The organism is Arthrobacter sp. 754, assembly GCF_040548695.1.
Classification (GTDB): domain Bacteria; phylum Actinomycetota; class Actinomycetes; order Actinomycetales; family Micrococcaceae; genus Arthrobacter.
Map to the genome: position 1 here is coordinate 216,077 of NZ_JBEPSC010000004.1, position 12,275 is coordinate 228,351.

Genomic DNA, 12,275 nt, shown 5'->3' on the forward strand with positions numbered 1-12,275 from the left:
CCGGCTGCGGTTCCCTCGTGGGCTGATGGTTCGTTGCTGGCCACCAGCCGTGCCTCACCAGTCATGGACTGTGCCGTCTACGAGGCGGTTGTAGGGCAGGTAGGCCTGCTGGTACGGGTAGGCAGCTGCGGCCTCCTCGTTGAATTCGACGCCGATGCCCGGCTTGTCGCCAGGGTGCAGGTAGCCGTCCACAAACGTCATGGACTGCTCGAAGACCTCGTTGGTCTTGTCGGAGTGCTGCATGTATTCCTGGATGCCGTAGTTGTGGATGGCCAGGCCCACGTGCAGCTGGGCAGCGAAGCCCACCGGGGAGATGTCGGTGGGGCCGTGGAAGCCGGACTTGATCTGGTACTGGGCGGCGAAATCCATGACCTTCTTCAGCGGGGAGATGCCGCCGAAGTGGGTGGAGGCAGCGCGCACGTAGTCGATCAGCTGTTCCTTGATGATGGTCTGGTAGTCGTACACGGTGTTGAAGATTTCACCGATGGCCAGCGGCGTGGTGGTGTGCTGGCGGACCAGGCGCAGGGCCTCCTGGTTCTCGGCCGGGGTGCAGTCCTCGAGCCAGAACAGATCGTACGGTTCCAGCGCCTTGCCGAGCTTGGCTGCCTGGATGGGTGTCATGCGGTGGTGTCCGTCGTGCAGCAGCGGAAGTTCGGGGCCGAACTCGTTGCGCACGGCCTCGAAGACGGTGGGGAGGTGGCGCAGGTAGGCGCGGGTGTCCCAGTCCTCTTCCACGGGGAACGCGCCGCGGCCGGCGGGCTCGTAGTCGTACCGTTCACCGGAGGCCTGGGCCTGGGCTGCCACGCCGTAAACGGCCTTGATGCCCGGAACGGCGGTCTGGATGCGGACTGACTTGTAGCCCAGTTCCAGGTGCTCACGGACGGAATCGAACAGCGACTCGATGTCCGCGCCCGAGGCGTGCCCGTAGGCCCGCAGGCCGTTGCGCGATGCCCCGCCCAGCAGCTGGTAGACGGGCATGTTGGCCATCTTGCCCTTGATGTCCCACAGGGCCATGTCGACGGCGGCGATGGCCGCCATGGTCACGGGGCCGCGGCGCCAGTAGGAGCTGCGGTACAGGAACTGCCAGGTGTCCTCGATCTTGTGCGGATCCTTGCCGATCAGCAGCTGTGCGACGTGCTCTTTGAGGTAGGCGGCGACAGCGAGTTCGCGGCCATTGAGCGTGGCGTCACCGATGCCGGTGACCCCGTCGTCCGTAGTGATGCGCAGGGTCACGAAGTTACGGGACGGGCTCGTCACGAAGACTTCCGCGGCAATGATTTTCACGGCAGATCCTTTCAAGGACTTTAAGTTCAGGTGCTCTTAGTTGGAGTGTGTTGCCAGGGCCTGGGGAGCGACGGTGCTGCCGCTGGAGTCCGCCGGACCGTCCGCAGCCGGCGTGGTCCGGCGTGCTTTGATCTCGCTGAGGATCTCCGCATGCTTGGCATCAGTCAACTTGTACTTGGACATCACCAATACCGCAAGGACGGTCAGGACCGCGGGAATGGCTCCGGCGGCAAACTGGATGGCAGACAGGGCTTCGGTGGTCTGGACCGCTCCGGACTTGTACCCGCCCATGGCGAGGGCGTAGGCGGCAAGGGCGCCGCCGACGGCCTGCCCCGACTTGCGGGTGAAGGAGAACAGCGCGTAGGTGATTCCCTCGGTGCGGACGCCGGTCTTCCATTCGCCGTACTCAACAGTGTCTGCTTCCAGGGCCCACACCACGATGTTGACGGCAAGGACGCCCACGAGGCTGATGACCAGTCCGGTGAAGCCGATCCATACCTGGCCGGCCGGGGCGAAGAAGATGATCAGACCGCCGGCGACGGAGATGAAGGAGGAATAGATGTAGACGCGCTTCTTCCCGAGGTTCCGGACAAGCCGCGGCATGAAGGCGGCGAGGACGAAGGTGAGCGCCAGCTGGATGATGGACAGCACGGGGTACAGGTCCAGGCGGCCGAGGACGTCGCGCAGGTAGTACAGCTGAACCGAGGTCAGTGCGAGGTATCCGGAGAGGAAGAAGAAGGAACTGAGGCAGAGCATCAGGAGCGGCTTGTTGGTCTTGAGGGTGTCCACACTCTGCTTGAAGGTCACCTTGGGGACCTCGCGGTGGACGCGTTCCTTGGCGGTCAGCGCCGTGAAGAAGTAGAGCGCCGTACCGATCACTACGAAGACCAGGGTGATGGTGGTGAACGTCGACTGGAGGTCTGCGCCCGGCTTGATCAGCGGGGCCACGAAGATGCCCAGGCTGGAGCCCACCAGGAGTGCACCGACCATTCGTGCCGAGCCCAGCTTGGCGCGCTCGCCCGGATCCTGGGTCATGGCTCCGGCCAGCGATCCGTAAGGAATGTTGACCAGGCTGTAGGCGAGGCCCAGGGCGGCGTAGGTGACGTAGGCGTAGAGCAGCGTCCCGGACTCGCCCAGCTGCGGCACGGAGAAGGTCGCCACGCTCAGCAGGAGCAGCGGGATGGAACCGAACATGATGAACGGGCGGAATTTGCCGAACCGCTTGCTGAAGGTGCGGTCCACAATCCGGCCTGCGAAAACATCGGCGAAGGCGTCGAAGAGCCTGACCACCAGGAGCAGGGTTCCTGCCGCGGCGGCTGAAATCCCGGCCACATCGGTGTAGTACACCAGCAGGAACATGGTGGCGGTGGTGAAAGCAAGGTTGTTGGCGGCGTCGCCGGCTCCATAGCCGACGATGCTGAGCTTGTTCAGCTTTTTCATAATTTGGGCTCCTTTACCCGCTGCCGCCCTGAGGGCCGGCGAACTATTGAAATGCTACGAAGCGGTGAAATTCTGGCGATCCCGGGGGCTGCTTGTGCCGCGTCCGGTGGGTGCCGCCACGTGTTTTCCGTTACCTGTAATCGTAGTCACTTGGCAACGGAATGGCAAGCGGTTGCCACAATTTTCTATTGAAACTTCATTAAAAAGCGCTGCCCGGTCCGGGAACGGACCGGGCAGCGCCTGGCAGAACGCGCCGCTACTGCGTCGGCGCCGCGGCAGCGAAAGTACCCAGCAGGCCCGCAACCAACCCGACGACGGCGGCATCCGCTGCGGCGGACGGGTCCACCAGGGCCAGCAACGCCCGCACGCGCTCCGTCCCGGCCAGGAGGTTGGCCGCAGCCACGTCTGTTGCCAGCGGATCCTGGAAATTTTCCGCTGTTGCGCTGAAGTCCATCCAGGCCGCAATCATGAGGGCAGCGGCAGCGCCGGACCTGCCCTGCGAACGCTCGGCCAGCATCACCGGCACGGCCCGCATCCGCAGCTTGGTGCTGCCGTCCATCGCGATCTGTGCCAGGTGGTGCGCAATGCGGGCGTTGCTGAAGCGGTCCAGCAATGCGGCACGGTAGGCGGGGATCTGCAGGTCCGCACCGACGGCCCCGGTACCGGAGAGGTTCGCCTCGGCCTCGTCCCAGAAGCGTTCCACGGCGTCCAGGCACACAGGGTCAGCGAGCGCCTGTGCCACCGTGGTGTGTCCGTGGAGCTGGCCTGCATAGGCCAGCAGGGAGTGGGCGCCGTTGAGCAGCCACAGTTTGCGGTTTTCGTAGGGCTCGATGTGGTCAACGAAGACGGCACCGGCGTCTTCCCACCGCGGGCGTCCGGCGGGGAAGTCGCCGCTGAGTACCCAGTTGGCGAAGGGTTCGGCAACCACCGGCGAATTGTCGCGGTAGCCGCACGCCCGGGCGACGGCGTCGATGTCCTCGTCCGTGGTGCGCGGCGTGATGCGGTCCACGGATGTGCTGACGAAGCTGATGTTCCCGTCGATCCAGGCCGCCAGGCCTGCGTCCCATGCACGGGCGAGGCCTGCCACAGCGTTGCGGGCCACCGTGCCGTTGTCCGAAAGGTTGTCGCAGCAGACCACGGAGAGGGGCCCTGCTCCGGCAGCGCGGCGTGCCCCGAGGGCAAAGACCAGCCGGCCCAGCGGTGTCAGCGGCTCACCGCCGGAAGCCAGCAGCGCAAGGTCGGCGACGACGTCGGGCGCTGAGGCATCAAGCTGGCCGTCGGTTCCGAGACGGTAAGCCGCCTCGGTAATGGTGAGGGTAACGACGGCGGTGGCCGGCGCTGAAACGAGCTCCGCGAGGCGCAACACGTCCGCGCCGTCCACTGCTTCGGCGATGCTGCCGATGACGGTGAAGGAGTCGCCGCTGTCTGCCCGTTCCACCAGGGTGAAGAGGCCGTCCTGCTCCGCGAGGGCCAGGGCGGCGTCCGGGCGGCGTCCGGTGAAGGCGGCAATGCCCCAGTCAGCGGCGTCGGCGGCGTTGTGGGTGTACCAGGCCTGATGGGACCGGTGGAAGGCACCCAGTCCCAGGTGCACGATCCGCACCGGGGGCTTGGGGAACGGGTGCAGGGTCCGGTTCAGCTGCGGAAGCCCGGCGCTTTCGTTAGCGGCGTTTTCGGTGGTCACAGCTTGAAGACCCTTCGCGGGGATCCATCGACGATGTCGACGATCAGTTCATGGGCGCGGTCTTCGCTGACGCGGTGTTCCGCCACGAGCCGGGCCAGGAAGGATGCCTCGATCCGGCGCGAGGCATCGTGGCGTGCAGGGATGGAGCAGAAAGCCCTGGTGTCGTCGATGAAGCCGGAGGAGCGCGAGAAGCCGGCCGTTTCGGTCACTGCGGAACGGAAGCGCAGCATGGCATCCGGTGCGTCCAGGAACCACCAGGGGGCGCCGAGGTAGACGGCGGGGTAGAAGCCTGCCAGCGGTGCGAGTTCGCGGGAGAACACGGTCTCATCAAGGGTGAACAGCACCAGGTGGAAGTCCTTGGCAGTGCCGAAGTCCTGCAGCAGCGGCCTGATGGCCTCGGTGTAGTTGATGGCGAACGGGATGTCGTGGCCGGTGTCCGCACCGTACGCGTTGAACGTGGGCTCGTGGTGGTTGCGGTACGACCCCGGGTGGATGGTCATGACCAGGCCGTCCTGCACGGACATCCTGGCCATCTGGTACATCATGTGGGCTTCAAAATCGTCGCGGTCCTGCGCTGTTGCCTGGCCCGAGCGGGCCCGCTCGAACAGCTTCTGCGCTTCTGCGTCGTCCAGCTTCAGCGTTGCCGGGGTGCGGACGCCGTGGTCGGCGGAAACCGCGCCGCGGTCCACGAAATGGCGGCGGCGGTTCTCCAGGGCCGTGGTGTAGCCCTTGTAGCCCGAACCGCCGTCGCCGGCAGCGGCAATCAGGCGGTCAACGTTTTCGGCCCAGGTGGGGTGGGCGATGTTCAGGTAGGCGTCCGGGCGGAAGGTCGGCAGGACCCGGCCGCTGAAGGTGGGGTCCTCGGCGATCGCCTTGTGGCTGTCCAGGGTGTCCAGCGGATCGTCGGTGGTGGCCAGGACCTCGATGTTGAAGTCCTTGAACAGCTGGCGTGGCCGGAAGCCGGGCTCGAGCAGCCTGGCGGAAATGGCATCGTAGCTGGCGTCGGCGGTCTCCGCGCTGATTTCCTCCTGCAGCCCGAAAACGCTGTCGAACTGCGTGCGCAGCCAGTAGCCCGAGGCCGTGCCGTCGAAGAGCGGCCAGGCCTTGCAGAATTCCCGCCAGACGCCGCGGGAGTCAGGCTGCGAGGATTTGGAACCGCGCAGCCGGTCCAGCGGGACGCCGCTGGCGTGGATCAGGCGCGTGACGTAGTGGTCCGGGCTGACGAGGAGGGCTGCCGGATCCGGGAAGGGAGTATTTTCCTCGATGACGGCGGCGTCAACGTGTCCGTGCGGGGAGATAATGGGGAGGTCCTGGACACGCTGCAGGAGGTCGCGCGCGATGCTGCGCGTTCCTGGATCCGCGGGCAGGAGCCGGTCTGGGTTGGCAGCTATCGACTGTGACATAGCTCAATATTCGGGCTTCGCCCATGCATTTGTCAACCGGTTGCCATGAATTGCCAAATGGCGGGAGCGGCCAGTCAGGACCTGCCGTTGGGCATGATTCTTCCGCTGGATCCGCGCAGCACCAGTTCCGTCTCCACGCGCAGGGTGCCGGCGGGGTCCCCGCTCCCGCCCAGGAGGTCCAGGAGGCGGGTAGCGGCCGCCTCGCCGCACTCCCCCAGGGGCGAGCGCACGGTGGTGAGCGGCGGCGTCGTAAAGTCGGCCCCGAAGATATCATCGAAGCCCACGATGCTGACCTGGTCCGGCACCAGGATTCCGGCGGCCTGGAGCTCCTGCATCAGCCCGATGGCCAGGAGGTCGTTGTAGGTCAGGACCGCCGTGGCACCGCTGGCGCGGACGTCCCGCGCCGTCTGGCGGCCGCCGTCGACCGTTGGCTTGGCCGATTCCAGCCGCACGGCCTCCAGCCGGGACCATTCACAGGCGGCCTGCAGGCCTTCCCAGCGCCGCTCCGACATCCACGATTGCGGCGGCCCGGCGACGTACGCAACCTTCTTGTGTCCGTTGGCGGCCATGCTGCGGACCGCCTCGCCGATTCCCTTGTTGACGTCCGGGACCACGCAGGGAATGCCCTCGACTTCACGGTTGATGACCACCACGGGTTTGGCCAGTGCCAGGGCACGGATGTTGTCATCGTCCATGCGCGGGCTCGCCAGGATCAGGCCGTCCACTGTGGCCATGAGCCTGCGGGCGGCCGTCAGTTCGGTTGCCGGGGATTCCGCGGACTCGGCGAGGACCAGGGTGTAATCCCGGCCCGTTGCAGTGGTCTCGGCGCCGCGGATGATGTCGAAAAATGTCGGGTTTGTGATGTCCGCGACGATCAGCCCGAACGTGTTGGTCCTGCCGGTGGGAAGGGCGCGGGCAAACGGGTTGACCTGGTAGTCCAGGCCCGCTGCGGCTTCCTCAATCAGCTTCTGCGTCTTGGCGCTGACCCGGCCCGGCTTACTGAGGGCCCGGGAAACCGTGGAGGGATTGACGCCGGCCACCTTGGCGATGTCGTAGATCGTCGCATGGGACTTGCCGGCACGGCCGGGCTTCTTGTCCGGACCGGAAGATGGGGCGGCGTGTGGCACCGTGTGTTCAGTCACCGCCCCATCCTAGCGAGGAAAGCGGGTCAGGAACGCTGGGGGAACTTGCCCTCTTCGGAGATCCGCTTATTAAGTTCGGCCAGGAACTCGTCCTCGTTGAAGTCCAGTCCTACTTCCTTGCCCGTCCAGCTGGAAAGGTGGATGGCGTTGGCCAGGCGGACGCCGTTGATGCCGTCAGAGCCCGGGGCAAGCAGCGGGGTGCCGTCCAGGATGTTGGCGGCGAAGTTTTCCAGGACCCCTGAGTGCTGGCTCCCCCAGGCGGACTCGAACTCGATGACCTCGCTGGTGTAGTACTGCTCAGGCTTCAGCTCACCCATGAAGAGCTTCCGGACATCGTCCATGTCCATGCCATCGCTGAGTTCCCGCTCGGGTTTGACCAGGCGGGTGACAGTGGCCGTTTTGCTGCCTTCCACCACGATCTTTCCCTGGTCGCCCAGGATCTCGAAACGGTCCGTGCCGGTCAGGTCGTGCGTGGCGGTAACGAAGACGCCGGTGACGCCGTCGCCGTAATCCACCAGTGCCGTCACTTCGTCCTCGACGGCGATGTCCCGGCGGAAGCCGTAGGCAACCTTGGAGTACACGGACTTGGGCACGCCGCAGATCCACTGCCACAGGTCCAGCTGGTGCGGTGCCTGGTTGACCAGGACGCCGCCGCCCTCGCCGCCCCAGGTGGCGCGCCACTCGCTGGAGTTGTAGTAGCCCTGGGGACGCCACCAGTTGGTGATGATCCAGTTGCTGCGGCGGATCTTGCCGATCTCGCCGTTATCGACAATCTCCTTGAGCTTTTGGTACAGCGGGTTGTTGCGCTGGTTGAACATGATGCCAAAGGTGAGTTCCGGCTTGCCGGCAGCGAACTCGTTAAGTTCCTTGACCTGCTTGGTGTAGACGCCGGCGGGCTTCTCCACCAGCGCATGGATGTTCCGCCTGAGCGTCTCGATGCCCATTTCGGGGTGCAGGAAGTGCGGGACGCAGGTCACTACGGCGTCGACGTCGCCGCTTTCCAGCATGGTGATGTAGTCCTCATAGAAGGGGACGTCGGGGTAGGTTGCAGACGCGAGTTCCTTCTTGGCGGGATCGACGTCGCAGATGGCGCCGATCTCCATGTTGGGGACCAGCCCGTCGGTGATGAACTTGGCGTAGGCGCCGCCCTGCTGGCCCAGGCCGATGATGCCGAGTCGTACTTTCTTGCTCACAGTTGTTTATCCTTTTCGTTTGGGTGCTGTTCAGAAGCGGTCGGAGAACCCCATGGCGACGAGGTTGTCATGGGAGGTCTGCAGTGCTTCCCATACGGTGCGGCCATAGAGTTCGTCCTGCTCCACGAGCATGTACTCTGCTCCTGCTGCTTCCGAGGCGGCAATGATGGCCGGGAAGTCGAGGTTCCCCTCGCCCACTTCGGCGAACTGGACCACGTTCTTGAATTCCTGCATGAAGCCGGCAAAGTCTCCGCTGCCCATCATTTCGAAGGCGGCTTCGGGCATGGTGCCGATCCGGTAGTCCTTCAGGTGGATCATGGCAGTGCGGTCGGCGTACTTTTCGATGGTGCGGACCGGATCGAGGCCGCCGCGCTGGACCCAGTGAACGTCGATTTCCATCCCCATGGCCGGGGAATTCTCCGCGATGATGTCCAGCATGTATTTGCCGTCGAACTTCGCGAATTCGATGTGGTGGTTGTGGTAATACAGGCTGATCCCGTGTTCCTGCAGGCGCTCGGCATACCCGTTGGTTTCCTTGGCGAAGTCGATTACCGCATCGATGGACTTCATTGCGGGAAACGGCAGCATGCCGATGCGCAGCAGCTTCGAATCCAGGCGCTTGGCGTCGGTAACGACCTTCTCGAAATCGTCCCGCAGCGAATCACCCGGACGGCCGGCCGGCTTTTCGAGCATCACGGAAAGTGCCGCGATGTCCATGCCGAGCTCGGTGCGGGAACGGTCCAGTTCAGCCACGTTCTCCGGCGTCATCGGGATCTGGGAAATCTCGACGGCGTTGTAGCCGATGTCGCTGACCCTGCGGAGCGTCTCGAACGCCCCGGCTTCGGCGAAGCTGTCCTTCAGCATCATTGCCTGTACGCCGATTTTGGCTGGATTGGCCATTTGTTTAGCCCTTCATTGTGGTTGCTGTTGAGTTTGTAAAGCCGGTTGCCTTTTTGCTATTCGGGGAGCCTGATGACGTTCACGAAACCCTGTCAACCGCGTCAGGATAGCTCTGCCGGTAGATCTCCTTCACCGTCCGCAATGACTTTTGTCCCTCTTCCGCATCAATCCAGAAGGGACCGGACTCGCCGAGCCGGGAGTAGAAATCGCTGATGAGCAACTCGTGCGAAACGCCCCAGTACGCCCGCCCGCCGGACTCCACTACACGTTCGGGTACTACGTCCACCCTCCCGTCCGCATAGGTTACGGTGAGGTCCCCGCGCAGGCTCAGGGTGGCCTTTTCCGCGACGATGTCCAGGGTGACGGGCGCATTCACGGCGTTGGCGAGGGTGGCATAAAAAGCGCTGCGGGCACCGTTCGCATGCACCGCAACAAATTCCGCGGTGTCCTCCACTTCAATGGTGTCGCCCAGGAACCTGGTGGATGCGTTTCCGGACACGGAGACCACATCTCCCACCAGCCACTGCAACAGGTCAACAGTGTGGATTGCCTGGTTCATCATGAGCCCGCCGCCGCCGCCCTCCCACGTGCCGCGCCAGGGACGGCTCCGGTAGTAGTCCGCGTCCCGGTGCCAGAAAACGGTGGCCGAAGCCCCCACCACCGGGCCCAGTTCACCCGTGGACAGCAGTGCATGCATGGCCTGCGAGGTGGCGTTGTAGCGGTTCTGGAAGCAGACGGCGATTTTGGCGGTGCTCGCCTTGGCCGCCTCCACCAGCCGGCTGCCTTCCCGAAGCGTGTGGGCCAGCGGCTTTTCCACAATCACATTGACGCCGCGCCCAAGGCAGTCAGCAGCGACGGAGGCATGTTTGTTGTGCGGCGTCGTGATGTGGACAACGTCCGGTCCCACGGCGTCGAGAAGGCTGAGATGGTCAGGGAATCCGGGCACGCCATAGGCGGCCACGGCGGCCGCAAGGCGTGCGGGATCGGCGTCGCACACGGCCGCAAGGTCCGCGCCGTCGAGCTTTGCGATGGCCTCGAAATGAACCGTCGACACGTCACCGCAGCCGATGACCGCGGCCTTAAGGCCGGTCACGAAATTTCGATTCCGTTCTTCGCCGCGAGTGAGGCGAAGGCCCGCGCCGCGACGCCGAACGCCACCGGGCCGGAGAATCCGCCCAGTTCAAAGGCACTGGCGAGGTGCGGTTCCAGCGAGGCGAAGCCGGAGTAGCCGTCGGCCTTCAGGGCCGCGATGGTGGCATCCAGCTCGCCGTCCCCCTCGCCGGAGGGCACCACCGCGCCGGTGGCCATGACGGCGTCCTTGACCTGCAGGTATTCGAGGTACGGGCGCAGCATGGCGTAGCCGTCGGTGTACGGCCTGACGCCCACCTGGACAAAGTTGGCATTGTCCCAGGCGACGCGGAGGGCGGGGGAATCCACGGATTCCATGATGTCCAGGACCCGCTGCGGGGTATCGCCGTAAATGCCCTTTTCGTTCTCATGCAGGAGTACGACGCCGGCGCCCTCGGCTTCAGCGGCCAGCGCCCGCATGCGCGTCATGACGTCGTCCCGAATGTCTTCGGGGCCCTGGCCCTCGGCGGGGTAGAAAGAGAAGATCCGGATGTATTTGGCGTCCAGCCCCTTGGCCACGGAGATGATCTGGCGGAGGCGCTGCACCTCGTGGTCCACGGGAAGGCCGATGTCCACCTTGCCGATGGGGCTGGCCACTGCCGAAACCTTGAGCCCGTTGGCGTCCAGGATTGCTTTCAGTTCTGCCACCTGTTCCGGCGTCAGTTCGGAGACGTTCACGCCCCAGGCGCTCCGCACCTCGATGTGGCGGGCGCCGAGGGCCAGCAGGACCGCGGCCTGGATGGCGGGGTCGGGATCCACTTCGTCGCCGAATCCGGAGAGCGGCCAGACGGTTTTTGCTGCGTTCGATGTTTCGGTCACGGAAATCTCCTAGGTTATGCCCGCGACGGGGCAGCCTAATTGCCGCTCCGGTGCGCGGGTGACTCAGTTCACAAAAGTTCTTCAATAAGTCTAGTCATCCCGCTTCCCGATGACAACCGATTGCCAAATGTTGACAGCTTGTGGCAATCTAGGATCTGCGAGGCTGTGAAAACGGTCACAATACCCCATGTCATCCCGTTCAGAGAGGAACGCCATGGCGATGCAAGCAGCCGGAACCGACCGTCCTGCCACCATCCACGACATCGCTGCCCTGTGCGGAGTGGCCGCGTCCACCGTTTCGCGGGCACTGTCCACTCCGGGGCGGGTGAACATCCGCACCCGGGCCCGGATCGAAGCCGCCGCGGCCGAGCTGAACTACACGCCGAACAGCCAGGCAAAAGCCCTGAGTTCGGGCCGTACCGGCGCGGTGGGCGTCCTCGTGCCGGATATCACCAACCCGTTCTACTTTGACCTCATCAGGGGCACCCAGCTGCAGCTCAAGGCCGCGGGCTACACCCAGCTCCTCGTCGACACCGAGGAATCGGACGAGGTGGAAGCCAGCAGCATGGAGCAGCTGCGCAAAAGTGCGGACGGCATCATCGTCACTGCCTCCAGGCTCAGCGATGAGGCACTTCTGGCGGCCGCGGCGAAGGTACCCATCGTCGCGATCAACCGCGACGTCGTCGGGGTGCCCGCCGTCGTCATCGATACGCCCTCGGCCACCAGCCAGGCCTTGGACCACCTGATTTCCCTGGGCCATACGCGCATCGCATACATGGCCGGCCCCATCACGTCCCAGTCCAGCACGTTGCGCTGGAACGCCCTGGCGGCCGCCGCGGAGGATCGCGGCGTGGACGTGCGCAGGCTGGGACCGTTCGCCCCCAAGACACAATCCGGCGCCGCCGCGGCTGACGCTGCCGTCCACTCCGGCGTCACGGCCTGCATAGCCTTCAACGACCTGATCGCCATCGGGATGCTGCAGCGCCTTCGTGAACGCGGCATCCGGGTTCCGGAAGATATGAGCGTTGTGGGTTGCGACGACATCTTCGGGGCGGATTTCTGCAATCCCCCGCTGACCACCATGGCCTCCCCGATTGAACAGGCCGGCCGGGTGGCGGTGTCGATGCTGCTCGCACAGCTGAACCCCCTTGCCGGTGGGGGCAGCCGCAGCCGGTCCCTGATGCCCACGCACCTCACGGTCCGCGGCTCCACAGGGCCGGTCAACGCAGCCCCCTGATCCGTTCCCGGACCTGCGGCACCGCACCGGCCGCCGTCGAACGCCGGC

At 65.0% G+C, this 12,275-nt stretch carries 10 protein-coding genes; 1 reads left to right on the top strand and 9 read right to left on the bottom strand.

Annotated elements, in window-relative coordinates; all coding sequences use genetic code 11:
• Positions 1 to 54: 54 nt before the first annotated feature.
• From manD to ABIA70_RS13135, 9 genes are all read right to left on the bottom strand, one after another.
• Positions 55 to 1,284 (bottom strand): D-mannonate dehydratase ManD, encoded by a 1,230-nt coding sequence (manD, locus tag ABIA70_RS13095; RefSeq protein ID WP_108600586.1) that lies wholly within the window; start codon positions 1,282 to 1,284, stop codon positions 55 to 57.
• 36 nt (positions 1,285 to 1,320) lie between these two features.
• The gene (gene uidB, locus ABIA70_RS13100; RefSeq protein ID WP_354147993.1) at positions 1,321 to 2,724 is read right to left on the bottom strand and encodes a glucuronide transporter; all 1,404 of its coding nucleotides are present in this window, start codon (positions 2,722 to 2,724) and stop codon (positions 1,321 to 1,323) included.
• 256 nt (positions 2,725 to 2,980) lie between these two features.
• Positions 2,981 to 4,405 (bottom strand): mannitol dehydrogenase family protein, encoded by a 1,425-nt coding sequence (locus ABIA70_RS13105; protein WP_354147994.1) that lies wholly within the window; start codon positions 4,403 to 4,405, stop codon positions 2,981 to 2,983.
• Positions 4,402 to 5,808: a glucuronate isomerase gene (gene uxaC / locus ABIA70_RS13110; protein ID WP_354147995.1), complete on the bottom strand. Its 1,407-nt coding sequence runs from the start codon at positions 5,806 to 5,808 to the stop codon at positions 4,402 to 4,404. Before uxaC ends, ABIA70_RS13105 begins: the two co-directional genes overlap by 4 nt.
• Positions 5,809 to 5,882: 74 nt before the next feature.
• Entirely contained in the window at positions 5,883 to 6,950 is a 1,068-nt protein-coding gene (locus tag ABIA70_RS13115) for a LacI family DNA-binding transcriptional regulator (protein ID WP_354147996.1), read from the bottom strand.
• A 26-nt stretch (positions 6,951 to 6,976) separates the two neighbouring features.
• A complete protein-coding gene (locus ABIA70_RS13120; RefSeq protein WP_354147997.1) occupies positions 6,977 to 8,143 on the bottom strand; it encodes a Gfo/Idh/MocA family protein in 1,167 nt (388 codons plus the stop codon).
• A gap of 30 nt (positions 8,144 to 8,173) precedes the next feature.
• Entirely contained in the window at positions 8,174 to 9,043 is an 870-nt protein-coding gene (locus ABIA70_RS13125; RefSeq protein ID WP_354147998.1) for a sugar phosphate isomerase/epimerase family protein, read from the bottom strand.
• A 79-nt stretch (positions 9,044 to 9,122) separates the two neighbouring features.
• Positions 9,123 to 10,136: a Gfo/Idh/MocA family protein gene (locus ABIA70_RS13130; RefSeq protein WP_354147999.1), complete on the bottom strand. Its 1,014-nt coding sequence runs from the start codon at positions 10,134 to 10,136 to the stop codon at positions 9,123 to 9,125.
• Complete coding sequence (locus ABIA70_RS13135) at positions 10,133 to 10,990, bottom strand: sugar phosphate isomerase/epimerase family protein (RefSeq protein WP_354148000.1); 858 nt, start codon at positions 10,988 to 10,990, stop codon at positions 10,133 to 10,135. The genes ABIA70_RS13130 and ABIA70_RS13135 overlap by 4 nt, the downstream gene beginning before the upstream one ends.
• Before the next feature lie 220 nt (positions 10,991 to 11,210).
• On the opposite strand from ABIA70_RS13135, the gene ABIA70_RS13140 reads away from it, so the two are divergent.
• On the top strand, positions 11,211 to 12,227 hold the full coding sequence (locus tag ABIA70_RS13140; RefSeq protein WP_354148312.1) for a LacI family DNA-binding transcriptional regulator: 1,017 nt from the start codon (positions 11,211 to 11,213) through the stop codon (positions 12,225 to 12,227).
• The last annotated feature ends 48 nt before the right edge of the window (positions 12,228 to 12,275 follow it).